The organism is Pontibacter kalidii, from assembly GCF_026278245.1.
GTDB classification, from domain to species: domain Bacteria; phylum Bacteroidota; class Bacteroidia; order Cytophagales; family Hymenobacteraceae; genus Pontibacter; species Pontibacter kalidii.
Window position 1 is genome coordinate 1,324,337 of record NZ_CP111079.1, and the last position, 26,291, is coordinate 1,350,627.

Below are 26,291 nucleotides of genomic sequence, written 5' to 3' on the forward strand. Positions count from 1 at the left end.
GCTCTTCCTGTTTTATACCTTATAAGGTGATTAAAGCCTTCTGATCTGCGCACCCAGCGCGCGCAGGCGGCCGTCGATGTTCTGGTAGCCGCGGTCGATCTGCTCCACGTTGTCGATGATGCTTTTGCCTTCGGCGGAAAGGGCCGCGATAAGCAGGGCCACACCGGCACGGATGTCAGGGGAAGTCATGCGGATGCCACGTAGCGGGATCTGCTTGTTCTGGCCGATAACGGTGGCGCGATGCGGGTCGCAAAGTATGATCTGCGCGCCCATGTCTATGAGCTTGTCCACGAAGAACAAACGGCTCTCGAACATCTTCTGATGAATCAGCACGGTGCCTTTGGCCTGTGTGGCCACTACCAGCGCCACGCTCAGCAGGTCCGGCGTGAGGCCAGGCCAGGTATGGTCGGAGATGTTGAGGATGCTTCCGTCGATGTAGGTATCTACTTCGTAGCGGTCCTGCTCCGGTATAAAGATATCATCGCCCCGAAACTCCATTTTAATGCCCAGGCGCTGGAACGTGTCCGGTATCAGGCCAAGCTCCGGAATCTGGCAGTCCTTGATGGTGATTTCAGAGCCGGTCATGGCGGCCATGCCAATAAAGGAGCCAATCTCGATCATATCCGGCAGCATGCGGTGCTCGGTACCACCCAGTTTCTCCACGCCCTCAATTACCAGCAGGTTGGAGCCGATGCCGCTCACCTTCGCACCCATGCGGTTGAGCATGCGGCTCAGCTGCTGCACGTAGGGCTCACAGGCGGCGTTGTAAATGGTAGTAGTGCCTTCGGCCAGAACGGCGGCCATCAGGATGTTGGCTGTACCGGTTACAGAGGCTTCGTCCAACAGCATGTAAGCACCCTTCAGCCGGCCAGCCTTGGCGCTGTAGAACACATCCGGGGTGTCGTAGTTAAACTTGGCGCCAAGCTTTTCCAGACCGATAAAGTGCGTGTCCAGCCTGCGGCGACCGATCTTGTCCCCGCCTGGCTTCGGCATTTTAGCCTCTCCGAACCGGGCCAGCAGCGGCCCCACGATCATCACCGAGCCACGGATGGCGCGTCCCTGCTCCACAAACCGCTCGGAGTTCAGGTAATCCAGGTTGATGTCGTCTGCCTGGAACGTATAGGTGTCGGGGGCGTTGCGCTCCACCTTCACGCCCATGTCCTGCAGGAGCTCAATAAGTTTATTTACGTCCCGAATGTCCGGTACATTGGAGATCGTTACGGGTTCTGGGGTTAGCAGCACAGCGCAAAGAATCTGCAGCGCCTCGTTTTTGGCACCTTGCGGATATATATCGCCTTTCAGCTTGCTGCCGCCAATTACTTCAAAAGAAGCCATGTATTACTTATTTCTTTGATTTGAGGAACGGTTACTTTTCTTGTTTCGGGGGTTCTGGTTCTGCGGGCGCTGCTGGTAGCTGTTGTCCTGCTGCTGCCTGTTGCCAGGGTTAGACTCAAACAGGTTGTTGCTTTCGATGTAAGCAAGGTCCATGTCCAGTTGCCCTTTGGATATCTCCCGGATATCACCCAGGATCACATCGTCGGTGATGTTCTCCTTGTTATAAGACTTGTAGAGCGTCTTCATGAGCTTGCCGATGGAAACGATGGCCGCCTCCCGCTCCTGCGGGTCTGTCAGTTCGGTAGCGCGCTGCACCAGCAGCTCCACGTTCTGGCCGTAGTGTTTATACTTCGGGGTGTTCAGCGGGTACTCCATTGGCTGCGGCTTATCGTTGAGATACTCCATAGCGCTCAGCGGGTAGGGGGCATCCACATCCAGAGTAGAGCCGGACATCACGAACAGGTGGTTCCACAGTTTTTGCTGATAGTCCTGGGTATCGCGCAACTGCGGGTTCAGCTTGGCCATCAGGTTTATGAGCAACTGCGACAGGCGCGTGCGCTCCTGTCGGTCTTCTACCTTGGTAATGTAATTTACCAGGTCCTGCACGTTACGGCCGTACTCCCGCAGCAATAGGTCTTGTTTAAAAGAGGTACTCGCTTCCATGTATGTCATTATATGAATCTCAAAAATAGGTAATATTATTCCGTATCTCGTAGCAAGTATCAAGAATCACGACTTACTCAGAGTAAAACTGACAAAAGGCAAATGACTTTTTGAGTTTGCTTATATCTGTAAGCAGAAAGTCTTATGTCAGGATGTCCTTGTTCAAAAAAATCGTGCTACGTGATACGTGTATCGTGCTACGCACTCTCACTACTCATGTATCCGCAGCTTGGCAAAGCTCAGGAGCAGGGTTTTCTCGCCTACCTCCTCGAAGTTGATGATAGCTTTGGTGCTGTTGCCTTGCGTATCCATTTTGGCTACTACGCCGAAACCGAATTTTGGGTGCTCTACCCGCATACCGGCTGCCAAATTAGAGGTATCGCTCGGCTTAAAATCGGCGGGGGCGGTATAGGCCGTTGCCGCCTGCTTGCGTGCCGGTGGCTGTACCAGGCTGCTGATGCTGCTCTTGCGCTGCAGCACCCGGTCGAACACGTTGCCACCGCTTGCCTGTGGCTCGCCATACTTAAAGTTAAGGAACTTCGGATCAATTTCGTCGAGGAAGCGGCTCTTCTCGCAGGCCCGCAGGTTGCCCCACTGGTAACGGCTGGTGGCATAAGTTAAGTATAGTTTCTTCTCGGCACGCGTAATAGCCACATAGAACAAACGGCGTTCCTCCTCCAGGTCGGCGCGGGAGTTCAGCATCATCTGGCTCGGGAAGAGGTTCTCTTCCATCCCCACAATAAATACGTTCTTAAACTCCAGGCCCTTGGCCGAGTGAATGGTCATCAGCGTCACGAACTCCCCGCCATCATCGGCTTTGGTATCGGCATCGGTTACCAGGGCAATGTCCTGCAGGAAGGCCGAGAGGCTTTTATCTTCCTTCTCCGGGTCATCCACGTACTCCTTGATACCGTTCAGCAACTCCTGTATGTTCTCATAACGTGCCAGGCCCTCTACGGTTTTATCCTGGTACAATTCATCCACAATTCCGGAGTGCTTGGCAATGTGCTTGGCTATCTCGAAGGCGTCGCTGTGCTCGGCAATGCGGGAAAAGTCGCGGATCATGATGGAGAAATTCTCGATGGCGGTGCCGACGCGGTTGCCCAGGAACTCGGTGGCGTTCTGCACCACTTCCCATACGCTGTGGTTGGTGTCGTTGGCCGTCACAAAGAGCTTCTGCTCCGTCGTTTCGCCAATGCCGCGCTTAGGGTAGTTGATGACGCGGCGCAGCGCCTGCTCGTCGTTCGGGTTCACCGTCAGGCGCAGGTAGGCAATCAGGTCCTTGATCTCCTTGCGCTGGTAGAACGACAGGCCGCCGATGATTTTATACTTGATGTTCATGCGGCGCAGCGCTTCCTCCATGGCCCGCGACTGCGCATTGGTACGGTACAGGATGGCAAAGTCGTCGTAGGAGAGGTGGTTGCTCATCTTCTCTTCGAAGATGGTGGTGGCCACCAGTTTGCCTTCCTCGTTATCGGAGTTGGCCTTGATCACCTCAATGAGGGGGCCTTCCTCGTTATCGGTGAACACATCTTTGCGCAGTTGCGCCTGGTTGTTCTTGATAACAGAGTTGGCCGCGTGCACGATGTTTTTGGTAGAGCGGTAGTTCTGCTCCAGCTTGAATACCTGCAGCTCCGGGTAGTCGCGCTCAAAGTTGAGGATATTCTGGATATCGGCGCCGCGGAAGGCGTAGATCGACTGCGCATCATCACCCACCACCACAATGTTGCGGTTCTGGGCGGCCAGCTTGCGTGTGATCAGGTACTGGGAGTAGTTCGTATCCTGGTACTCGTCCACCATCACGAAGTTGAAGATGTTCTGGTACTTGTTGAGCGCATCCGGATGGTCTTTGAACAGCACGTTGGTGTTGAACAGCAGGTCATCGAAGTCCATGGCGCCGGCGCGGAAGCAGCGGCTCTGGTACATCTCGTAAATCTTGCCGATCTTCGGGCGCATCGCCGCTTCGTCGTCGGCCTGAATAACCGGGTCGTTAACGTACTGCTTTACCGAGATGAGTTTGTTCTTGGCTGAGGAGATGCGACCCAGCACCACATTCGGCTTGTAGAGCTTATCGTCCAGGTTCATCTCCTTCACGATGTTGCGAATGAGCGTTTTGGAGTCGTCGGTATCGTAGATGGTGAAGCTCTTCGGGTAGCCGATCTTTTCGGCCTCCGCCCGCAGGATGCGCGAGAACACCGAGTGGAAGGTGCCCATCCAGATATTTTTGGCCTCGTTGCCGATCACCTTCTCGATACGGTGGCGCATTTCCTTGGCCGCCTTGTTGGTAAAGGTAAGGGCCAGTATATTAAACGGGTCCACCCCCAGGCTGATGAGGTGGGCGATCCGGTAAGTAAGTACCCTTGTTTTGCCGGAGCCGGCGCCGGCAATGATCATGGCTGGTCCCTCGGTGTGCAGTACCGCCGCGCGCTGCGACTCGTTCAGTAAGCTGATATAATCCATTTCTTCTCTTCCGCGTGCTATAAATCAATGCAAGTTACAAATACTAATCCTTTTTCAGAACCGCTTCCGATAACTAATGCCTGCGTGGGCATAAAGTATAAAGCAGGTATAAGATGAACACCTGCTGAGTGTAAAGCGTTTAGTATTTGGGCAAGTATACCATTTGCATTAACGCGGTGTTTACGAGCTGTTTTGGTGTCATTTTTGATAAGAGCCCGCTAGCGCTTACTTTTGCAGGAAGGCCGGAACATAAACCTGAATACGTTGAAACATCCTCATACTATAACTCACCGCCCACTTCGCATCAGGAAACTCCTGTTGCTGGGCCTGCTGGCAGGCTTCAGCCAACTGGCTGTGGCGCAAACAGGCGCAGGTACGGGCGGGGCAGACAAGGCCACCACAGCGGCGAAGGATTCTGCCGTGGCTGCCGCGAAAAAGGCCACCGCGGCCACCAGTGCCAGGCCTGCCGCTGCAGCACCGGCTCCGATTATCAGGCGCATCTGGCGCACGCCTGCCATGGATGAGGCCATGCACTACTATACTTCGCTGGACTTTCAGCGGGCGCAGGAGAGGTTCAGGACCGCCGCGGCAGCGGGCGAGCACGACGCGTTGTACTTCCTGGGGCGCATGCACCAGTACCGCGAGCTCAAGTATGACTCAGTGGAGATAGACACCGTACAGCAAATAGATGATGCCCGCACGTACTTCGCCGCCAACCGCGACTCCGCCCAGTATTACTACCAAACTGCCCTGGACAGTGGCAGCGTGCTGGCAAATCTGGGTATGGCTGAGCTGATGACCCTGCGCAGCAAGGATGACGAGCAGCGCTTTATCCAGCGCATGCGCACCGCCGCCATCACCATCCGCGAGAAAGCGGTGGAGGGGGATGGCTTCGCCAACCGCATCCTGGGGAGCATGTACTATACCGGTTACGGGGAGATGCAGAATCACGCGCTGGCGGCCAATTACTTGCGCCGCGCCGCGGAGGCTGGCGATGTGGTGGCGTATACCTCGCTGGCCAACCTGTACCTGAACGGAGAGGGCGTGGGCAAGGATTACCAGAAAGCAGTGCACTGGCTGCAGAAAGGCGTGGAGGCCGGCGAGCGCGAGGCCATGTATACGCTGGCGCTTTTGCTGGAGGAAGGAACGTTGGGTGAGGTGAAGGTGGAGGAGGCCAGGGACCTGTACCGCGAAGCCGTGGAGAAAGGCAGCCGAAACGCGTACGAGCAGTTGATTTACATTAACCAGACGCCGAACCAGAAGGTGGTGATAGCCGCCATCCACCGCGACCCGGAGATGCTGAACCGCGCCCTGGCCGCTGGCGGGGACCCAAACACCCAGGACGAGCCGGAGGACTACGAAGCGAACCTGCAGAGGCGCACGCCGCTGATGCATGCTTTGTACCTGCCGATGCTGCTGGAGGATTACGGGGTAGAGTACGAGCCGGAGGCGCGCCTGAAAGCGGCCAGCCTGCTGTTGCGGAAGGGGGCCGACGTAAACGCACAGGACATCAACGGCAAAACGGCCCTGCACTACGTGGTGAGCAGCACGCGCATCAAGACCGAGTTTTACGAGAACGAGCAGGTGCAGCTGCTCGACACGCTGCTGGCGCACGGCGCCAACCCAGACATCAAGGATAAGGAAGGAAATACGGTGCTGGCGCAGGCGCTGAACGCCACCATCGGCCAGCACATTGGCATCCTGGAGCTGGAGAAGCTGCTGCAGTCCGGGGCCAACCCGAACGTAGCCAATAACGAAGGCAAGACGCCGCTGATGCTGGCCTGCGAGATAGACGCCAACTTTGAGATCATACTTGCCCTGCTGCAGGCGAATGCCGACGTCACCATCACCGACAATTCCGGCAAGGCCGCCATCGACTACACAAAGCACGAGAACGTGCAGAACATTCTGCTGGCTGCCGGCTCTCCTCCAAAGCAGGAGTAGGGGAGCGGAAAGGTGAAACAATCAGAAGAGGCGCAGCAAACTGCGCCTTTTTTATTGGCTTCGTCTGAGCCCGGAAAACTGCAGCAGCACCTTTTAAACTAATTTATACCTACCTTTGTCTTTTCTATAGTTTGTGTGGCGGTCTGTAGCTATACTCTGTGCCGCACCCAATTTTGATATTACACTTCCTATGATAGTTCTTCAGAATACCGTGATCAGCGACGACGTGCGCGACCAGTTCTTTGTGTGTAACCTTGAGAAATGCAAAGGCGCCTGCTGTGTGGAGGGTGACCTAGGCGCGCCGCTGGAGGAAGACGAGCTGGAGATACTGAAGGACAGCTATGAGCACGTTAAGCCCTATATGTCCGCCGCCGGACTGAAAGCGGTGGAGGAGCAGGGTTTGTACATCAAAGACTGGGAAGGGGATTACTCTACCCCGACCATCGGTAACCGAGAGTGCGCCTATGCCATCTATGACGAGAACAACATGCTGAAATGCGCCATAGAGCAGGCATACTACGATGGCAAGATCAGCTGGAAAAAACCGATTTCGTGCCACCTGTACCCGATCCGTATCACGAAGTATGATGGCTTTGAGGCGTTGAACTACGACCGTTGGGGCATTTGCAGCTCGGCCTGCAGCTTCGGCCAGGACCTTGGCGTGCGCGTGTACCAGTTCCTGAAGGAGCCGCTTATCCGCAAGTATGGCGAAGGCTGGTACAGCGAACTGGAGCAACTGATGGAGAGCGAGGAGCCGGCTAAAAAGTAGTATCCTTTCCCTGGCTGCTGAATTCTTGCTGCAAGTATAAAGAAGTGCCGTTTTGCCAACGGCACTTCTTATTTAGAAGCCGCATTTTAAGTCACCAGCACGAGGTGTTGCGAGCTAAGCAAGCCTGAGTAGAGAATACGTTTTTACTTTTGGTACTTCTCCAACTCCGGTAACAGGGCAGCAGCCAGTTTATTTCCTCTACCAATAGCCTCTTTTGCCCAGTGCCTTGCCTGCTCCAGATCCCCCATAGCCTCATACACCACGGCTGTATTATAAGCAGCCCGCGCAGCTTCTTTCCGGTTACTGCTTTTGATGAGCGGCTCCAGCATGGCAAGGGCGTTATGCCAGTCTCCGGCTGCCATGGCAACGGCAGGGTCCTGAAAGTTCTTGCTGGAGTAATAGGGGCGGGCAAAGGAAAACGGCTGCGGCGACAGTCTGCTCCAGTACCTGTTGCCGGTATACCAGGCCAAATCATTTACTGCGGTGCTGGCATTGCCCATTGAGGGCCCTATGGCCAGTAGGCCGCTTATCACCCCCCTCGACTGGTAAGGAGCCTCCTCGGCGAGCACACATCTGTCCAGCACCTGCCCCGTGCTGTCATAAAGCACCCAGGTAGAGGCAACAGCCAAATCATAATAAGCCGTTTTGGAGATGCTGCCATCCTCCTCCTTTTCGCGCACGGTTTCCTGCTTAAAGTAGGTATCGAAGTGTTCCAGCGACAGCAGCAGATGGTGCGGTTGCTGCAAGTATAAATCCTGTACCTGCTCCGGGTTCAGCCTGCTGTTTACAGTGGGGGTTCTGTAGCTGATGGAGTCAGTAAAAACAAGATCATACGTGTCATCCTGAAGAATAGCGTCTATGGCCCCCAGGAAGGCATGGTTTGCCCCGCCCGCGAACACCCCGACCTTTTTCTCCTGATTAAAGTCCAGCAGCTTTGGGTTATACCTGTTTAAAACCGCTACCTTCCATTGGTCATTCGCCACTGCCACCGCTGCGGGCCTGGTCGTATCAACAAATAGTATGGAGGTGCAGCTAAATTGTGTGATGGCCAGAGTGCCGAACAGAAAAAGTATGATCTTCTTATACATGCCTGTATCAGGGGATAAGCTGTGGTTTTACAGGGCATGAAGGTATAAAAAAAGCCCCAACCGATAAGCTGGGGCCTTAATAATTTGCTGTTACATCTGCTTCTACTCAATCGCGCCGAAGTCGAAGTCCTCCAGATACTTGGTCGTGAAGTTGCCTTCCTTAAAGCCTTTGTCGTCCATCAGCTTGAGGTGGAAAGGAATCGTGGTTTTGATGCCCTCGATCACGAACTCGCTCAGGGCGCGCTTCATCTTCACCAGGGCCTCCTCGCGCGTCTGCGCGCTCACGATCAGCTTCGCGATCATGGAGTCGTAGTTCGGCGGAATAGTATAGCCCGAGTATACGTGCGAGTCCACCCGCACACCGTGGCCGCCCGGCATGTGCAGGGTCGTGATTTTTCCGGGGCTAGGGCGGAACCCGTTCTTGGGATCTTCGGCGTTGATGCGGCACTCGATGGCGTGCATCTTCGGGTAGTAGTTCTTGCCCGTGATACGCTCACCGGCAGCTACCTTTATCTGCTCTTTGATCAGGTCGTAGTCGATGACCTCTTCCGTGATTGGGTGCTCTACCTGGATGCGCGTGTTCATCTCCATAAAGTAGAAGTCGCGGTTCTTGTCTACCAGGAACTCGATCGTGCCCACGCCCTCGTAGTTAATGGCTTTGGCACCGGCAATGGCCGCCTTGCCCATAGCATCCCGCAGCTCATCGGTGATGAACGGGGAAGGGGTTTCCTCTACCAGTTTCTGATGGCGACGCTGGATGGAGCAGTCACGCTCCGAGAGGTGCGCCACCTGGCCATGTTGGTCGCCGATAAGCTGAATCTCGATGTGGCGGGGCTCCACCACGAATTTTTCCAGGTAGATACCATCGTTGCCAAAGGCTGCTTTCGCCTCGGTGCGGGCATCATTCCAGGCTTTCTCAAACTCCGAGTCGTTTTTGACGATGCGCATGCCGCGGCCACCGCCACCTGCCGTGGCCTTCAGGATAATCGGGTACTTTATTTTATTGGCGATTTTCAGGCCTTCCTCTACGTTCTTGAGCAGTCCGTCGGAGCCCGGTATCGTCGGCACGCCCGCCTTTTTCATGGTGTCCTTCGCCGAAGCCTTGTCTCCCATCTGGTTGATCATCTCCGGGGAGGCGCCGATAAACTTGATGCCATTTTCGGCACAGATGCGCGAGAACTCGGCATTCTCTGACAGGAAACCGTACCCCGGATGTATGGCGTCGGCATTGGTGATCTCTGCCGCTGATATAATGTTCGGGATGTTGAGGTAAGATTGGGCGCTTGGGGGCGGGCCGATGCAGACAGCCTCATCGGCAAAGCGCACGTGCAGGCTCTCCTTGTCGGCCGTAGAGTATACAGCCACCGTTTTAACGCCCATTTCCTTACAGGTACGAATAATGCGCAGCGCGATCTCGCCTCGGTTGGCAATTAGTATTTTTTTAAACATAGGTTCTGATTAGGAGAATTGAAGATCTGACGATTTGAAAATTATAAACAATGAAAATGGAGACGTTTTTCACACCATCTCCATTTTCAAATTCTCTCATTTTCAAATCGTCAAACTGGAATTATTAGCTTGGGTCTACCAGGAACAGCGGCTGATCGTACTCCACAGGCGAGGCGTTGTCTACCAGTACCTTCACAATCTTGCCTGATACCTCAGACTCGATCTCGTTGAACAGCTTCATGGCCTCGATGATGCAGATTACCTGCCCTTTTTTCACCTCATCGCCTACGTTCACGAACACGGGATTCTCCGGGCTGGCGGCGCGGTAGAAGGTGCCGATCATCGGCGCCTTGATGGCTACATACTTGCTGTCGTCGGAGGCAGCAGGGGCAGCGACAGGTGCCGGGGCAGTAGCAGCAGGAGCCGCGGCCGGAGCAGCCTGAGGGGCCGGGGCCGCCTGGGGGGCAGGCTCAGCACCTTTCACGTATGTTACCTTCTGGTCTGGATCGCGCTTTACCGAGATCTTGAATTCTTCTGTTTCAATGTTAACTTTATTCAGGCCGGATTTGGCGATAAAGTCGATGAGGTCCTGGATTTCTTTAGCTTTCATGTTCTATTTAACTCTTTCAGCGTATGAGTACGTACGAGTGTCTACTTTGATTTTTTCGTCCTGACCGATGAACAACGGCACCTGGATCGTTGCGCCTGTTTCTACGATGGCTGGCTTAGAAGCGTTCGTAGCGGTGTCGCCCTTTAAGCCTGGCTCGGTGTAGGTAATGGTCAGTTCCACAAACGGAGGAATCTCGCAGGTGAGCGGTGTTTCCGTCTCAGCGTGGAAGAGAATCGTAACCTCCTGGCCTTCTTTCATCAGGTCGGCAAATGGCACCATGGCCTCGTTCAGGGTTACCTGCTCAAAGGTGTTCATGTCCATAAAATTATAGCCCATGTCATCCTTGTAGATAAACTGGTGCGGGCGCTGCTCCACGCGGGCGGTCGTAATTTTATGTCCGGCAGAGAACGTGTTGTCAAGCATTTTGCCGGTTCTAACGTTTCTGAGCTTCGTTCTCACGAACGCGGGCCCTTTTCCTGGCTTTACGTGCTGAAAATCAACAACCTGGTACAGGTCATTATTGAATTCAATCACGATGCCGTTTTTGATATCAGCTGTGGTTGCCATACAATTTAACTTTATTGTCTTCTCAATAAGGAGGTAAAACTATGTTTGTTTTTGCTGTCTTGCAAAACAAAATTACGCAAACTACTGAAATAAACGCTAAAAAAGATGTCTGTTCGAACACTTAACTGCCGGGTAATACCTATTTAAACTGCCCTGCTAAATCCTTGTTGCGCCGGGGCTGCATTTCTGCTAAACGTGGGTGCCTGCTTCGGCGAAGGCGCAAGATGGTTAAAGCACCAAGCAGGGCCACGGTTCCCAACGTATAGATAGAAAGGCTCTCGAGCAACCGGTACAGGTCTCCGCCCATCAGGTCCCTTATGTTGATGCCGACAAGGACACAGCCAGCCACTGCAAGCACTTTTGCAACTTTGTTTAACTCAGCGTAATTAGACAGCACCACGACCATGCAGGGCAGTGCAAACAGGAAAGCGTTCAGGCTGGTGACGGCAAACAGCGGGATCAGTGCCACCAGGAGCGCCACATCAGACACGAAGTTGTTTTTTAGCTTTTCCCCGGCCCGTACAAAGTATAAAACAAAGCCACCGATAAGGGCCAGGACGACTACCTGGTATACTTTGATGGCTGCATCGCTTTGCAGCAGGTATTGTATCGGCGTATAGCGGGCAAGCACCGAAAAGATGGTATGGTTGCCGCTTTTTAGTAGCTCCTGCTTTGCGTTCATTTCGAGGACAAGCTCCTGGAGCCAGCCTTTATAAAGCGCTGCGAAAGCCTCTGCAGAAGGGTAGAACAGGAAGGGCAGCAGACCGAGGAGCACGATGGCTGTCGCCGTAGAGGCGAGCATGTCGAAGCGCTTTTTGAGCAGGAGGTAGGGCAGCAGAATAAAGCCGAAGGGTTTGATGAAGATGCTGGCCGCCAACACTACGCCGGCAGCAACAGGGCGGTTGTTTTTCCATAGCAGCACCACAACTACGTAAAGCGCCAGAAGCACGAAATTCACCTGGCCCAAATGCCACTCCCGGTGCACATGGGCACCAACCGCTAAAAACGACAGGAGCAGTACCGTGTTCTTCTGCCGTACGGTAAACTTCTGGTCTGACGGAGCTGCCAGTTGAAACAGGAAGTGCAGGACAACGATGGCCAGCAGCACCAGCAGCAGCCAGTAAACGATCTTGGCCGCTGCAAAGGGCACTAACGTAAAGGGGATAAAGTATAACCCTGCCGTAGGTGAGTACTTGTACACGTAATGGCCATCCGAGGCAATGCGGTAGATTTCGCTTCCGCGGAGCATTCTTTCGGCCGTTTTGTAGTATACTTCCAGGTCATGCATCCAGAACCGGTCATTTATGATTTCACCTATGAGCAGCAGCAGGCCTGCAAGCAGTATAGCAAATGCCCAGGCGTACTTTGGTTGGAACAGCGTTGTCAATCGCATGATTAAGTTTGTAAGGGGGTGTTTGTTTTATACTTTAACTTCAGATACGGGTATCTAAAGTTGGCCAAGTTACAAAGTATAGTTCAAATGCTTTGCTTTAAAATCAAAGAAAATGCCCGTTTTGTTAGAATATTGCCTGTTGCCGATTCTTGTAAATTTGCTGCGTAGGCCTTCCTGCTAACGCAGGTTTAAACCGGATACATCATTTCCATCAGAAATCAAGTATACGTTCCGCATGATGCACCCCGAAATTTCTTCTGTAAAAGCCCTGCTTGACGACAGGGTGGAAAAGTATAACCGCCCCAGCTTTATACCGAACGATCCGGTTTCCATTCCGCACCGCTTTTCCAGGAAGCAGGACATCGAGATCAGCGGCTTTTTTGCGGCCATACTTGCCTGGGGCCAGCGCAAGACCATCATCAATAACTGCATCAGGCTGATGGATTTGATGGACAATGCCCCGCACGATTTTATACTTCATCACCAGGAGCAGGACCTGCAGCGATTCCTGGGCTTCAAGCACCGCACCTTCAACGACACCGACCTTTTATACTTGCTGCACTTCTTCAGGTGGTACTATAGCCGGCACGAGAGCCTGGAGAGCGCTTTTGCCGGTGCGCAGCAGGAACTGCAGACGCAGCAGGAGCGGCTCGTATATTTCCACAACCTGGTGTTTAGCCTGGAGGATGCTCCGCAGCGCACGCGCAAGCATATTGCCACGCCTGCCCGCAAGTCGGCCTGCAAACGGCTGAACATGTACCTGCGTTGGATGGTGCGCCAGGATGATAGGGGCGTGGATTTCGGTATTTGGCAAAACATACCCATGAGTGACCTGATCTGCCCCTGCGATGTGCATGTGGAGCGCGTGGCACGCCGCCTGGGGCTTATTACCAGAAAGGGCATGGATTGGGACACAGCCGAAGAACTCACGGCCCACCTGCGTGCATTCGATCCTGCGGACCCGGTAAAGTATGATTATGCCCTTTTTGGCCTGGGGATAGAAGAAAAGTTCTGATTTTTTTGCCTGCGGTGCCATCTGCAGATATCCCAAGTCCGGTCACAGCCCGGAAAAGAGAAATCAGGTGTAGCTTTTTGGTTTTTATACTTCGTCAATATCAGGCTCCAGTGGCTGTTAGGGTACAAAATCAGCGATACTTTTACTTTTAACAGTTAAGGCGAATGCTCTTGTTATTTATGATTTTTCCGATGTGATAAATGTGCGGATAATACTATTTAGCTTCGTTTAAATTGTTTTGGTGGCTTTTTGTGGATTTGGGTCTTTGGGATGGTTATTGTACTTTTGCATCTGAGACATTTATTATCAGCGCAAGCACCAAGCCATTGAGCGCCTGCCATAAACAAACTAAACCACACGGAATGCACACAGATAACGTAGCCATCCTGGGCACAGGAAATCTCGGTAAATCGATTGCAGAAGGGCTTTTGAGCAACGGCCAGTATCAGCCGGAGAACATCTACGTAACCAGGAGAAACACGAAATCATTACAATTCTTAAAAGACAAAGGCGTACAGGTTACCAGCGACAACACGTTTGCCGTAAAGAACAGCCGCTTTATTCTGCTTTGCGTGCAGCCGGCGCACCTGGAAAACGTGCTGAACGAAATCCGGCCACACCTCGACCCGGAGCGCCATGTGCTGCTGAGCGTTATTGCCGGCATCACGATTGATTACATCCGGGACCTGGTAGGCGATTTTGCCATTGTGCGCAGCATGCCCAATACCGCTATCGCCGTGCAGCAGTCGATGACATGCCTGGCCTTTAATGAAAAAGCAGCCACAGTGGAAGAGGAGATAAAAGAGATCTTTAATTGTGTGGGAGAGACCCTGGTGATTGAGGAAGAGCTGATGGCAGGCGCCACGGTGCTTTGCTCCAGCGGCATTGCCTTTAACATGCGCTTTATCCGTGCGGTGACACAGGGAGGTATCCAGCTTGGCCTGGATGCGGAGGACGCACAGAAGATCGCGGTTCAGGTAAGCAAAGGCGCCTCTACGCTGCTTACTATCAACAAATCACACCCGGAGCAGGAAATCGATAAGGTGACCACACCGGAGGGCTGCACCATTACGGGCCTGAACGAGATGGAGCACCAGGGCCTGAGCTCTGCCGTGATCAAAGGGCTGGTGGGCTCCCACAAGCGCATTCTGGACCTGAAGGAGCAGCGCGAGAAAGAGACAGCTGCTGTTTAATACCTAAAGAGAAAACAGGCTGTTCTGTGGCAGGTGCGGTAGCTGACGGCTCCGTTCACACCGCTGCAGAACAGCTTTTTTTTAGGGGTGAACCTCATGCCTGGGAAAGGAAAAGTATAGCCTCTTATACTTGGCAGGATGCCTTCTGACTGCTCTCCTACGGCTCACCCTAAATATAAATCGAAATAGTTTACGCTTACCCCATGCGCAACGGAGCAATCTGTTGTCGCAGTTCAACCATTGTCTAACAAACCAATTTAACTATGAATTATCAGCCACAGCTAGTTGTCGTAAAAGTTGGCTCCAACGTGCTCACGCAGGAGGACGGGTCACCCGACAGGCAACGCATGGCTTCACTCGTCAAGCAAATCGATTTCCTGAGGAAGCAGGGCATCCAGGTGGTGCTGGTTTCATCGGGGGCGGTGGCCTTTGCGAGAAACAACATCAAAATAGAAGAGAAAACCGAGTCGGTGGTGCGGAAGCAGATACTGGCTTCGGTAGGGCAGATCGACATTGTGCAGTCGTACAAGGAGCTGTTTCAGGAAGTGGGAAGCCAGATTGCCCAGATTGTGGTTACGCCGCAGGATTTCCTGTCGCGCCGCCACTACCTGAATATCAAAGAGTGCCTGCTGGGCCTGCTCCACCACGACATCATCCCGATCATTAACGAAAATGATGCCGTGGCCGTGACCGAGCTCATGTTCACCGACAACGACGAACTGGCCAGCATGACCGCCGCCATGATCGATGCCGACACCCTGATCCTGCTCACCAACGTGGACGGCATTTACAAAGGACACCCGGACGACCCGAACGCGAAGCTGATTGAGCGGGTGGGAAGCAAAACGTCCGGCGTGAGCCGCTACATTGCCTCTTCCAAGTCCAGCTTTGGCCGCGGCGGCATGGGTAGCAAAATGAAAATGGCCAAAAAAGCGGCCTACCTGGGCATTCATGTTTTCATTGCCAACGGCAACCGCGACAACGTGCTGCACGACTTCTACAACGGCCAACTCAAGGCCACCTACTTCGAGCCGGAGTCGTGCAAGGCCAACCCGAAAAAATGGGTGGCGCACAGCGATAACTACACCAAAGGAGAGGTGATCGTGAATGCCGGAGCCAGAGAGGCGCTGCATGCCGACGAAGCTGCTAGCCTGCTTCCGGTGGGCGTGGTGGGGATTCAGGGTAATTTTTCGAAGGGCGACGTTATCCGGATAAAGGATGAGCAAGGAGAGAAGCTCGGCCTTGGGAAAGCGGAGTATGGCTCCCGGAAAGCGCTGGCCACGATCGGCCTGAGCAAGCAGAAGCCCATCATCCACTACGACTATTTATACTTGTTCAAATATCACACTATCTAAAACTATGGAACTGCAAAAGACATTTAAAAACGTAAAGCAGGCAAGCCGTATGCTGAACCTGCTCCCGGAGAATAAAATAAAGAACATACTCGAGGACCTGGCAGCGAAGGCAGAAGAAGCAACAGAAAGTATACTTGCCGCTAACCAGCAGGACCTCGGGCGCATGAACCCCAGTGACCCGAAGTATGACCGCCTGAAGCTGACCGGGGAGCGCATCCAAAGTATAGCCGCTGATATTCGAAATGTGGCGGGCCTGCCTTCGCCACTGGGTAAGGTGCTGTCGGAACGGACGCTGGAGAACGGGCTGGAGATGAAGAAAGTGTCGGTGCCGCTGGGCGTGATCGGCATTATCTACGAAGCCCGGCCCAACGTGACCTTTGACGTGTTCAGCCTGTGCCTCCGCTCCGGCAATGCGCTGTTGCTAAAGGGCGGCAGCGACGCGAAAGACTCCAATGCAGCCATTGTAAAACTGATCCATCAGGTGCTGGAGCAGCATGGCGTGGACAGGAACATTGTGCAGCTGCTGCCACCGGACCGGGAGGCGACGCACCAGATGCTGCACGCTGTGGAGTATGTGGACATCATCATCCCGCGTGGGAGCCAGGGCCTGATCAATTATGTGCGGGAGAACTCCAAAGTACCTGTGATCGAGACGGGCGCAGGCATCGTGCATACTTATTTTGATGCGTTTGCCGACCTGCAGCGCGGGAAAGCTATCGTGGTGAATGCCAAGACCCGCCGCGTGAGCGTGTGCAACGCCCTGGATTGCCTGGTGATCCACGAGGACCGGCTGCCGGACCTGGCTGAGATTGGCAAAGAGCTGGCTACAAAAGGAGTGGAGGTGTTTGCCGATGCCCCTGCCTTTGCCGCTTTGGAAGGCAGCTACCCGGCTGATAAGCTGCAGCAGGCCACGGAGGAGCATTTCGGCACAGAGTTCCTATCGCTGAGGATGTCCGTGAAAACGGTAAAAGGCCTGGAAGAGGCCATTGAGCACATCAATACCTACAGTTCGCAGCACAGCGAGGCGATCATTTCGGAGAATGAGCTGCATGTGGAGCATTTCTTAAGAGCCGTGGATGCCGCTGCGGTATATGCCAACACCTCTACGGCCTTTACCGACGGGGCGCAGTTTGGCCTGGGCGCAGAGATTGGCATCAGCACGCAGAAGCTGCACGCCCGCGGACCGATGGCGCTGGATGAACTGACCAGTTACAAATGGGTGGTAAAAGGCTCTGGCCAGGTGAGGGCGTAGGAGAGAACTTGATCAGTATAAAAAGAGAAGCCGCTGCAAACGTAGCGGCTTCTCTTTTTATACTATAGCAAAGTATGGTTACTGGTCCCACCAGAGGGGAACGGAAAGGTCGGTTATATCAGGGGTATTGGGATTCTTGGAGGCCTCGCCGGAAGGGTAGGCCACCCTGCGGATAAAAGTTGGCAAAGCAGCACCCACTGGTAAGGTAAAGTTAGCATACTGGTAGTCGTAGCGGCGGGCGTCGTTCCAGGCCTCAGGGTTCAGATAAGTCACAACATACTTCTCCTGAAAAATTCTGTCCAGCGTGAGTTCGGAGGGGCTCTGGGCTACAGCAGTGCTGCTCAGGTACGCATTCTCGTCGGCTTCTGCCACCTCCAGCATCTCCATACTTGCCCGGATACCTTCACGGTACGCCTCGAAGGCCCTGTCGAGCTGGCCTGCTCTGAGGGCAGCTTCTGCCTCAATCAGCTTCACTTCCGGATAGGACACGATGATCAGCGGCGACTCATCCCCCGTAAGCGGGGAGTTGCGAGAGATATAACTTTCATCCTGAACGGTGTTGTTGGCGGGGCCAATATTGCCGGTGCCGTTAGGGGTCCCTACATAGGTTCCATGGATGGTCGGGTCTGTGATTTTCGCCAAACGTGGGTCAACTACCCCGTAAGAGGTTCCGTTCAGGTGCTCTATCAGCTGTTCGGAGAGCCAGCCGCCCAACAGCAGGCTGGCATTACTCAGCGCGATGGCTGCCCAGGGGTTGCGCGTCTCGAAAACACCCATCTCCGCATTATCGGCATTAGAAGTATACGAGCTGTCGACTGCCTCCAGCACCGCCTGCGGGTTGTAGGAAGAGGTGCCGCTGAGCTTGTTAAGCTGTCTGGCCTTCAGGGCGTACGCAGTCTTTATCCAATTTTCCACACTACCCTCGTGGATCACGTCGCTGGTAGCAATTAGCTGCACACTGGATTCGGGTTTCTGCAACTCCACGATGCCCTCGTCCAGCAGCTGCGTGGTCACGTCATAGAGGCTCGTCTCATCGTCAAAGCCAGGCGTGAGCGTGAGGTTCGCGAAGGCCTCCGAGTAAGGAGCGTCGCCCCACAGGTCCGTTACCAGGGCCAGGTGGTAGGCCATCAGGATGTTTGCCACGCCCACATACTCCGTTGCCCCCTGTTCAATGGCCAGTTGGCGCATGTCGTAAATATCGGCCATGGTCAAGTAAAGCGCATCCCAGGTGCCGGTATAATCCGTAATCTGGTAGGTATCTGAGGAGCCGCCTTGTGAGGGGCTGGCCAGGTACTGCACAAAGTAGGAGGTAATGTTCCCGACCAAGTAGCTGTTGATGCCCGTTTTATGGGTGGTGGTGGAAAGCAGCGTGGGCAAGGGCGGATCGGGAACCAGGTTTGGGTTATCCTCCTTATCAAAATAATCTTCGCAGCCCTGCAGGCCTGCTACTGCCCCCATTATCGTGAAGGCAAGCATGTATCGGAAGATCTTTTTCATATCTGTCTTATTTAAAATCCAACATTTAGGGTGAACAGGTAGCTGCGCACGGCAGGGTACGTAAAGCCGGAGAAGCCATCCACGTTGCTGCCGCTCGGGGAGAAGCTGGTTTCCGGGTCAAAGCCATTGTAATCGGTGGACAGCCACAGGTTGTTACCGGTAAAGGATACCGCCGCGTTTCGGATAAAGATGTTCTCAAACCAAGGTTGCGGCAGGCTGTAGCGCAGCGTCAGGGAGCGCAGGCGCACCCAGGAGGCATCCTCCACAAAGTTCTCCGACACGCCGCGGTAATGGTTTCTGTAGTAACCGTTGCCGTAGTCCACGCCGTCGGGTCCTACACCCTGGCCCAGCCATACTTCCTTCGTGTTTGGCGTACCGTCGGCCAGTACCCCCTCGAACACGCGTGTCTGGTTGCGGTTTTCGGTGTACTCGGCTATACCGAAAGCAGCGAAGAAGTTGTCCATCTGGTTATACTTCTCCAGGCCTTGGCGGGCGTCGAGTAAGGCGGTCAGGCTCAACCCCTTGTAGGTAAAGGTGTTCGTGAAGCCGCCTATCCAGTCGGGCTGTGAGTTGCCCAGGAGTTTTTGGCTCGATAGCGGCGCCCTTACCGGAAAGCCGTTCTCCCCGATCACGAGTGGCCGCGACTCATCGATAAAGAGGGGGTCTTCCTCTTCGCCCGGCCCATAGTAACGCAGCCAGTGGGAGCCGTAGATGTTGCCGTAAGGCTGTCCCTCTATCAGCTTCATGGTAACGGTTGACCCCACGTAGCCAAACTGCGAGGCGTAGGTCACTTCCTCAAGCCCCTCCGGCAGGCTCAGGATCTTGTTTCTGTTGGCCGAGAAGACAAGCTTGGTGTCCCAGTTAAAGTCGGCGGTGAGCACTGGCGTGGCATTCAGTATCACCTCAATCCCTTTGTTGCGCATCTCGCCGGCGTTGATGGCCGCCCGCACGAAGCCGGTGGTGCTGGCCACGTTAATGTTCAGGATCTGGTCTTTGCTCAGGGAGTAATAATACGTAAAATCAAAGCCGATGCGGTTATCCAGGAACGACATCTCCAGGCCAGCCTCATAGGTGTTGGTGAACTCTGGCTTCAGCTCCGGATTGCCCAGCAAAGGGGCGCGTCTCACCCCGGTATAGCCTGTCGGAAACTCGGTGTAGGGGGCAAAGCCGGAAGAGGTGGAATAGGCGGGGGCATCCTTGCCAACCTGGGCATAGGAGAGCCTGAGCTTCGACTGGTTGATAAAATCCGGCAGGCCCAGGTGCTCCGAGAGGATATAGCTTATACTTGCCGACGGGTAAAAAAAGGAGCGGTTGGACTCGGCCAGCGAGGAGGTAATGTCGTTCCTGCCTGTCAGCGTCAGGAACAGGAAATCGCCATAATCAACGGAGGCCTCCCCAAATATACCCATCAGACTGTACTCGCTCTCATTCTCGGAGGAAGAGAGGAACCTGGCATTGGAGAGCTTGAAGTAATCGTATACGGCCAGTTCCTCTCCCTGCACGCCAAAGCTCTTGATGTGCTCGTCGTACAGCTCGTGCCCCACGCGTAGCGTCGCGTTAAACTTGTCGCCAAAGGACTTGTTTGCAGAGGCGATGAAGGTGGAGTTGATGGACCTGAACTTCGTGGTGTACTCATGCACAAAGCCCTGGCCATTGTCTTCCAGCACTCTTTCGTCGGGTACATTTCTGGGCCCTGGGGCGGTACGCGTGCGGTCGTCTGAGTAGGTGTCGAGGCCGACGCGGTAGCTGAGGTCGAGCCAGGTAAGTGGCTTGTAGCTAAAGTTCAAGCCACCGATAAAGCGGCTCACGTCGTCCTCAAACTGGTTGGTGGCGGCGGCATAGATCGGATTGTCGTTGCCATAGGACTGCATGGTGCCGTCCGGCTTCACATAGTCCCGCACATCCCAGCGCGGCGACCAGTAGCTCAGCATCTCGTTAAAGCGGTCGGCGTTATAGCGCTTGCCCCCGGAGCGGATGTAGTTGAAGTTACCGCCCGTGCTGAACTTCTCGCTGAGCTTGACATCTGTGTTCAGGCGGGCAGAAGTGTTTTGGTAGTCGGTGAAAGGCAACACCCCCTCGTGGTTCAGATGAGAGAGCGAGGAGGAGAAGGTAATGGCCTCGCCGCCTCCGGTGAAGGTCAGCGTGTTGCGGAACTGGTTGCCCGTTTCGTAGGCGTCCTCAAAGTGATTGTAAATGCCTTCCGGGTGGGTCGGGTCTATTTGCCGCGCTTCTTGCCAGGTCGGCCCCCAAGATGGCCAGAAGCTGGTAGGGTCGTACTCGCCGGAGTAGCCCTGGGTATAGGTATCCTGTATCTCGGGGAATTTATTTACCTCCTCCCAGCCTGCTGTGCTGGTGAAGTTGACGCGCATTTCCCCTTTCTGGCCCGACTTGGTCGTGATGACGACCACCCCGTTGGCACCCCGCAAGCCGTAGAGCGCGGTAGCGGCCCCGCCCCGCAGGATGTTTATACTTTCAATGTCATCGGGGTTAAGGTCGGCGAGGCGGTTGCTCATGCCGCGCAATTCGGCACCCTCGCCAAAGGTAGAGGTGGAGTTGTTCACCTGTATCCCGTCGATGACGAAGAGCGGCTGGTTAGGCCTGTTTGGATCTATGGAGTTGATACCCCGTATCTGGATGTTGGCGCCCTGCCCCGGAGCACCGCCGGTGCTGGTGATGGTAACGCCCGCCACTTTGCCCTGCAAGGCATTGAGCACGTTGGGTTGCCGGTTTTGTATCAGCTCCTCTGCCTGCACATCCTGCGCGGCGTATCCCAGGGCTTTTTTCTCCCGCGTGATACCAAGGGCCGTGACCACCACCTCTTCGAGCTGCTTGGTGTCGGTGGCCAGGGCCACGTTTAGCTGACGCTGGTTCCCCACAGGTACCTCCTGGATCCTGTAGCCGAGAAACCTGAACTCCAGCACGGCATCGTTCCCGGGCACCCGTATGGAGAATTTGCCATCCGCATCGGTGGAGGTGCCGGTAGTGGTGCCTTTTACGGTTACGCTGACGCCGGGCAGCGGCATGCCCTCATCAGCCCCTGTAACCCTGCCACTCACAATGTTATCCTGGGCCAGTGCGGGTGCCCAGCAGCACATCAGTAGCAAAACAAGTAGGGTAAAACTGTTTTTCATAGATTTATACTTAACATGTTTAGAAATCCAGTGTTGAGGAGCCGCGAAGGCAAAAGAACCTTGCCGGCTACAGGCGCAGGTGAAAGCGTGTTAGCCATAGGAAAAGGCTACGTATGGAGCGAGAGCAGAGTATTTCATGGGCATAGCTGCTGTTCCGGCAGGCTAAATCATCAAAGTATAGTTTATACTTCAAATATTATAAGGTATTATAGTTGAAGTATAGAATAATGTTTCACTGATATTGATATATTTAACTCCTCAGTCTCAAATAATTCGGGGCTGCGCACCTGCCTATGAAAAGATGCCTGCTTTTTTGCCTGTCCCTTCTGTTGGTCTTCACCTTAAAGCCAGCGCCCGCTGCTGCCCAGAAGTTCTCTCTTGAATCCGTCATGAGCCACCCTTTTCCTGCGGAACTGACTGCTGCCGCACAGGGGGCACGCCTGGCCTGGACCCTGAACGAACAGGGGAAAAGGAACGTGTATGTGGCGGAAGGACCGGATTTCAAGGCGCGGCGGCTCACGGACTACCTACAGGATGATGGGCAGGAGATCACCAGCCTATCCTTGTCTGCGGACGGGCAGTGGGCGGTGTATGTACGGGGCGGCGAGCATGGCTCCATATGGGATGAGCACGAGACGGTAAACCCCGAAGGGCTTCCCATGCCTCCCAAAGTGGAAATATGGGCTGTCCCTTTTGCCGGTGGAGAACCTATCCGGATAGGAGAGGGCGGGTCGCCGGTGATCTCTCCCAACAACAGGGAGGTAGCTTATACTTACAAAGGCCAGGTCTGGATCGCTTCGTTGGATGGCACAGCGCCGGCCCGGCCGCTCTTCGTTACGCGCGGCTCGGTAGGCTCGCTGGAGTGGTCGCCGGATGGTTCGCAGCTGGCCTTTGTGGCTAATCGTGAGGGACATGCCTTTATTGGCGTCTATACCAACCCTGAAACCCCCATTACCTGGGTTGCGCCTGCTTTTGCGCGTGATCGCTCGCCACGCTGGTCGCCGGACGGAAAGCGACTGGCATTCGTGCGTACGCAGGGTGCCGGCGGAGCGCCGGAGCCCTACCTGCAGCGGCAGCATCAGCCCTGGTCCATCTGGACAGCCGAGGTAGCCACCGGTAAAGCCGCGCAACTATGGAAAGCACCCGAAACCTTGCAGGGATCGGTGCCCAGGACTAACGGTGGCTTTAACCTGCACTGGGCGGCAAATGAACGTATTGTGTATACTTCGTACGAGGATGGCTGGCCGCACCTGTACGCACTGCCGGCAGCCGGGGGGAGGCCTGTGTTGCTGACGCCTGGTAAGTTCGCGGTGGAGCATGTAAAGCTGAGTCCTGACAGGAAGTGGCTGGTGTTCAGCGCCAACACCGGACCCGACAAAGAAGATATAGACCGCAGGCACGTGGCGCGCGTGCCTGTGGATAGGGCAGCCATGGAACTACTGACACCGGGGGATGGGCTGGAGTCGATGCCGGTGCTAACGGGGGATGGCCAGACGCTGGCCATGCTGAGCGCCACCGCGCAACGTCCGCCGCTGCCTGCCGTCATGGATTTCAAGCCTAGGTCGAAGGTGAGGCTGCTGGCAAAAGAGCTTATCCCTTCCAATCATCCGCAGCACAAACTGGTAAAGCCGAAGCAGGTAACCTTTAAATCAACGGATGGGCTAACGGTGCACGCCCAGCTGTTCGAACCCAAGGGCGGCCCCACCAGGAAACCTGCCATTGTGTACATCCACGGAGGCCCCTCGCGGCAGATGCTGCTGGGCTGGCACTACTCCGACTACTATAATAATGTATATGCTATGAACCAGTACCTCACTAGCCTCGGGTTTGTGGTGCTCTCGGTCAACTACAGGCTGGGCATAGGGTATGGGTACGATTTTCAGCACCCCGATAGCAGCGGGGAGACCGGTGCCTCGGAGTATAAGGATATACGTGCAGCGGGCAAGTGGCTGGCCCAGCAGCCGCAGGTGGATGCCGCGCGCATCGGCGTGTACGGCGGCTCCTATGGTGGTTACCTCACAGGCCTCGCCCTGGGCCGGGATTCAGAGCTGTTTGCCGCTGGCGTAAACATCCACGGTATGAGTGATCTGACCTATGGAGGCATGGAGCGGATGCTCTACCCGAACCGCTACGAACAGGCTCCAGATGCACGGCAGGCTGCCGAAGTCATGTGGAAGTCTTCGCCGGCCGCTTTCGTTGATTCCTGGACCTCGCCTGTGCTCCTGATCCATGCCGATGATGACAGGAACGTGGATTTTATGGATAGCATGGACATGGTGCGGCGCCTGGAGAAGAAAGGCGTGCCCTATGAGACCATGGTCATCGTGGACGACACCCACCATTGGATGTTGTTCCGCAACGCCGTAAAGGTGAACGCCGCCACGGCAGACTTCTTTAAAAGAAAATTGCTGGACGCCGGTGAAGTGGGCGCCCAAATGGGAAATTAGTTACCAGCTTCTTCTATTGGCTTTAGGGGGCTTCCCGGTACTTTGCCTGTACTTCTTCTGAGGTCAGGCCGAAGATGGGGGGTGTTTTCACGTCCAGCATGTTGAGGTAGATGTAGAGTTGCCCTCTGTGGTGAATCTCATGCTCCACCATGGCGCGCAGCCATTTCCACAGGGCAATCTCGCCGCCGGCAGGAGTAATGCATCACCTGTTGAGGTCCTGATCCTGCAGGCTGCTGAAAATCTCCATGGACTGCAGGTGCAGCTCCTCGAAATAACGCAGCACCTCCTGGTAACCATCTGCCAGCTCTTTGCCGCAGCCCTTGTAGCGGCTGGGCCTGCCTTGCGCGACCTCAGCATATAAATAGCGCTCTATGCCGGCAATGTGCCGGAGCATATCTGCCACGGTGAATTTGCCGGGTTTGTAGGCCCAGTTGATGTGCTCGGGCGGTATAACCCGCACGATACGGTTTGTGCGTTCCCTAACGCGGGTGTAATAATCCAGAAAAGAGCTTACCGTTGTGATTTCCATTTGCTTAGCGGTGATCCGTCTTTACAATTTACTACAGAAATATTGTTTGGTTATACCTTGAACTTCTGCCGAACAAGGAAGTATAACGAAACAGAAACTCCGATCGAAAATGGAAAAGGATAAACAAAAGTACCTGGAGGCGTTGCGCCAAAACGAGGGCAAGGAAGACGAAATTGATGTGGGCAAAAGCCTGGGCTTTACCAAAGAGTATACCGACAAGCTTATTGAGGCGCTGATGGCTGAAGAAAAGATCACATACTACGCCGGAAACACCTGTAACTATAAGGTGGTGGAGTGAGGTGGGGCTGTCATGGCAGCCGAGTGGAAGGGGTAGAAGTATGGCCTTTATACAAGGCCCATACTTCTGCCGCAGGTTTCTCGTGCGCTGCCGTGCCCACTTGCCTTTTGCTTACAATACCAGTTGCTCAAACAGCCTGTCGAGTGTTTCCTGCGGGTTGTCGCACAGGCCTGGGTGCACCTGCGAGGTTTGGACGATGGTGCTGCGGTTAGCGGTAAGCCAGCGGAAACGCGAGGCAGTGCCCAACTGGCCGATCGGCCCGCCCTCTTTGCGTCCGGCGCATACTTTCTCGAACGCGCAGAGCCTTTCCCGCAGCTCCTGCAGGTCTATGCCCGGGAAGAAGGCGCAGAGCCGGTTTTCGTTTAACGCATACTTCGTTTGCAGGAACCCCTTGGAAGAGCAGAAAAGTATAACGCCCACATTCAGGAACTCCTCACGCTCCACTCTCGGTACCGCGCGTATCACGGCGTACTCAAATAAGTGCTTTTCTTGCATGTTGCGCTCCTTTTACAAAAGTTTCGGAATGGGCGAGACGTGTCTCTAAGAAGGTGGCATAGGCCTGGCGGTGTTCGTCTGCGGACTCAAAAGGCGATTCCACCCCCGTAAGCCAGCTATCTGGAATCACCGAAAGTATAGCCTTGATTCGCTCCGGCGTAAGTATGGCGCTAAACTCCCCGTTCACCGCCTCCAGCTCGGTGGCAAGCGGCAGCAGCACGTGGTCCTTTATCTGCGCGAACGGCCGTTTGGCCTGCTCCTCCCAGTTGCCCCAGGAGTGATGGAAGTATAGCGCGGCGCCGTGGTCGATCAGCCACAGTTCCTTCTTCCACATCAGCAGGTTGGTGTTGCGGGCGGTGCGGTCCACGTTGGTTACCAGGCTGTCCAGCCATACTACCTTAGAGGCCAGTTCAGCGTCGGGAGTGGTTACCACGGGGTCGAAGGTGATGGCGCCGGAGAGGTAGTGCAAGGCCAGGTTAAGCCCCTCGCTGGCCCGCAGCAGGTCCTGTATCTCCTCGTCCGGCTCTGTGCGCCCGAAAGCTTCATCCAGCGTGGCAAACACAATTTCTGGTACCCGGAAGCCAAGGGTGCGGGCAATCTCTCCTACAATCAGTTCGGCGATCAGCACTTTTATACCTTGGCCGGCTCCGCGGAACTTGAGCACATATAAAAAGTCATCGTCGGCTTCCACGATCGCAGGCAGCGAACCACCTTCACGGAGCGGGGTGATGTACCGCGTCACATCGACGGTTCTTATTTCAGGTGGGGTATACTTCATGTAATTGTTTCCGGTAACGAAGC

General features: G+C 54.7%; 22 protein-coding genes. 8 read left to right on the top strand and 14 right to left on the bottom strand.

What is annotated here, in order from left to right:
• Positions 1-30 precede the first annotated feature (30 nt).
• The 3 genes from murA to OH144_RS05645 all read right to left on the bottom strand — a co-directional run bounded on the left by murA (position 31) and on the right by OH144_RS05645 (position 4,458).
• Positions 31-1,335: a UDP-N-acetylglucosamine 1-carboxyvinyltransferase gene (gene murA, locus OH144_RS05635; protein WP_266205324.1), complete on the bottom strand. Its 1,305-nt coding sequence runs from the start codon at positions 1,333-1,335 to the stop codon at positions 31-33.
• Positions 1,336-1,338: 3 nt separating this feature from the next.
• Positions 1,339-1,998 carry a DUF4290 domain-containing protein gene (locus tag OH144_RS05640; protein WP_266205325.1) on the bottom strand — a complete coding sequence of 220 codons (660 nt, stop codon included), beginning with the start codon at positions 1,996-1,998 and terminating at the stop codon, positions 1,339-1,341.
• A gap of 210 nt (positions 1,999-2,208) precedes the next feature.
• Positions 2,209-4,458, bottom strand: a complete 2,250-nt coding sequence (locus OH144_RS05645; protein ID WP_266205326.1) for an ATP-dependent helicase — start codon at positions 4,456-4,458, stop codon at positions 2,209-2,211.
• Positions 4,459-4,722: 264 nt separating this feature from the next.
• Between OH144_RS05645 and OH144_RS05650 the strand changes: the two genes are divergently transcribed.
• Positions 4,723-6,402 carry an ankyrin repeat domain-containing protein gene (locus OH144_RS05650; protein WP_266205327.1) on the top strand — a complete coding sequence of 560 codons (1,680 nt, stop codon included), beginning with the start codon at positions 4,723-4,725 and terminating at the stop codon, positions 6,400-6,402.
• Positions 6,403-6,592: 190 nt separating this feature from the next.
• Positions 6,593-7,171, top strand: a complete 579-nt coding sequence (locus tag OH144_RS05655) for a DUF3109 family protein (protein WP_266205328.1) — start codon at positions 6,593-6,595, stop codon at positions 7,169-7,171.
• Between the two features lie 143 nt (positions 7,172-7,314).
• On the opposite strand, the gene OH144_RS05660 is transcribed toward OH144_RS05655, so the two are convergent.
• The 5 genes from OH144_RS05660 to OH144_RS05680 form a co-directional block, all read right to left on the bottom strand.
• Entirely contained in the window at positions 7,315-8,259 is a 945-nt protein-coding gene (locus OH144_RS05660; RefSeq protein WP_266205329.1) for a DUF6340 family protein, read from the bottom strand.
• A 102-nt stretch (positions 8,260-8,361) separates the two neighbouring features.
• A complete protein-coding gene (gene accC, locus OH144_RS05665; protein ID WP_266205330.1) occupies positions 8,362-9,708 on the bottom strand; it encodes an acetyl-CoA carboxylase biotin carboxylase subunit in 1,347 nt (448 codons plus the stop codon).
• 124 nt (positions 9,709-9,832) lie between these two features.
• A complete protein-coding gene (gene accB, locus OH144_RS05670; protein WP_266205331.1) occupies positions 9,833-10,318 on the bottom strand; it encodes an acetyl-CoA carboxylase biotin carboxyl carrier protein in 486 nt (161 codons plus the stop codon).
• Positions 10,319-10,321: 3 nt separating this feature from the next.
• The gene (gene efp, locus OH144_RS05675; protein WP_266205332.1) at positions 10,322-10,885 is read right to left on the bottom strand and encodes an elongation factor P; all 564 of its coding nucleotides are present in this window, start codon (positions 10,883-10,885) and stop codon (positions 10,322-10,324) included.
• 139 nt (positions 10,886-11,024) lie between these two features.
• A complete protein-coding gene (locus tag OH144_RS05680; protein ID WP_266205333.1) occupies positions 11,025-12,278 on the bottom strand; it encodes a glycosyltransferase family 87 protein in 1,254 nt (417 codons plus the stop codon).
• Between the two features lie 235 nt (positions 12,279-12,513).
• Here OH144_RS05680 and OH144_RS05685 point away from each other — a divergent pair, with 235 nt between their 5' ends.
• The 4 genes from OH144_RS05685 (at position 12,514) to OH144_RS05700 (ending at position 17,093) form a co-directional block, all read left to right on the top strand.
• Complete coding sequence (locus OH144_RS05685; RefSeq protein WP_323134779.1) at positions 12,514-13,293, top strand: TIGR02757 family protein; 780 nt, start codon at positions 12,514-12,516, stop codon at positions 13,291-13,293.
• Positions 13,294-13,655: 362 nt separating this feature from the next.
• Complete coding sequence (gene proC / locus OH144_RS05690; RefSeq protein WP_266205334.1) at positions 13,656-14,486, top strand: pyrroline-5-carboxylate reductase; 831 nt, start codon at positions 13,656-13,658, stop codon at positions 14,484-14,486.
• A gap of 263 nt (positions 14,487-14,749) precedes the next feature.
• Positions 14,750-15,841, top strand: a complete 1,092-nt coding sequence (gene proB / locus OH144_RS05695) for a glutamate 5-kinase (protein WP_266205335.1) — start codon at positions 14,750-14,752, stop codon at positions 15,839-15,841.
• Positions 15,842-15,845: 4 nt separating this feature from the next.
• Positions 15,846-17,093 (top strand): glutamate-5-semialdehyde dehydrogenase, encoded by a 1,248-nt coding sequence (locus OH144_RS05700; protein WP_266205336.1) that lies wholly within the window; start codon positions 15,846-15,848, stop codon positions 17,091-17,093.
• Positions 17,094-17,171: 78 nt separating this feature from the next.
• On the opposite strand, the gene OH144_RS05705 is transcribed toward OH144_RS05700, so the two are convergent.
• Together OH144_RS05705 and OH144_RS05710 are read right to left on the bottom strand one after the other, a co-directional pair.
• Positions 17,172-18,590, bottom strand: a complete 1,419-nt coding sequence (locus OH144_RS05705; protein WP_266205337.1) for a SusD/RagB family nutrient-binding outer membrane lipoprotein — start codon at positions 18,588-18,590, stop codon at positions 17,172-17,174.
• 11 nt (positions 18,591-18,601) lie between these two features.
• Entirely contained in the window at positions 18,602-21,721 is a 3,120-nt protein-coding gene (locus tag OH144_RS05710; protein WP_266205338.1) for a SusC/RagA family TonB-linked outer membrane protein, read from the bottom strand.
• A gap of 389 nt (positions 21,722-22,110) precedes the next feature.
• Between OH144_RS05710 and OH144_RS05715 the strand changes: the two genes are divergently transcribed.
• Entirely contained in the window at positions 22,111-24,168 is a 2,058-nt protein-coding gene (locus tag OH144_RS05715; protein WP_266205339.1) for a S9 family peptidase, read from the top strand.
• Positions 24,169-24,190: 22 nt separating this feature from the next.
• Here OH144_RS05715 and OH144_RS05720 read toward each other — a convergent pair whose 3' ends face one another.
• The gene (locus OH144_RS05720; RefSeq protein ID WP_266206310.1) at positions 24,191-24,367 is read right to left on the bottom strand and encodes a DinB family protein; all 177 of its coding nucleotides are present in this window, start codon (positions 24,365-24,367) and stop codon (positions 24,191-24,193) included.
• Between the two features lie 3 nt (positions 24,368-24,370).
• Positions 24,371-24,697 (bottom strand): DinB family protein, encoded by a 327-nt coding sequence (locus OH144_RS05725; RefSeq protein ID WP_266205340.1) that lies wholly within the window; start codon positions 24,695-24,697, stop codon positions 24,371-24,373.
• A gap of 109 nt (positions 24,698-24,806) precedes the next feature.
• Between OH144_RS05725 and OH144_RS05730 the strand changes: the two genes are divergently transcribed.
• Positions 24,807-24,995, top strand: coding sequence for a hypothetical protein (locus OH144_RS05730; RefSeq protein ID WP_266205341.1), 189 nt, complete (start codon positions 24,807-24,809; stop codon positions 24,993-24,995).
• Positions 24,996-25,106: 111 nt separating this feature from the next.
• Here OH144_RS05730 and OH144_RS05735 read toward each other — a convergent pair whose 3' ends face one another.
• Positions 25,107-25,490, bottom strand: a complete 384-nt coding sequence (locus OH144_RS05735; protein ID WP_266205342.1) for a DUF3037 domain-containing protein — start codon at positions 25,488-25,490, stop codon at positions 25,107-25,109.
• Positions 25,468-26,268, bottom strand: a complete 801-nt coding sequence (locus OH144_RS05740; protein WP_266205343.1) for a HipA family kinase — start codon at positions 26,266-26,268, stop codon at positions 25,468-25,470. Before OH144_RS05740 ends, OH144_RS05735 begins: the two co-directional genes overlap by 23 nt.
• Positions 26,269-26,291 lie beyond the last annotated feature (23 nt).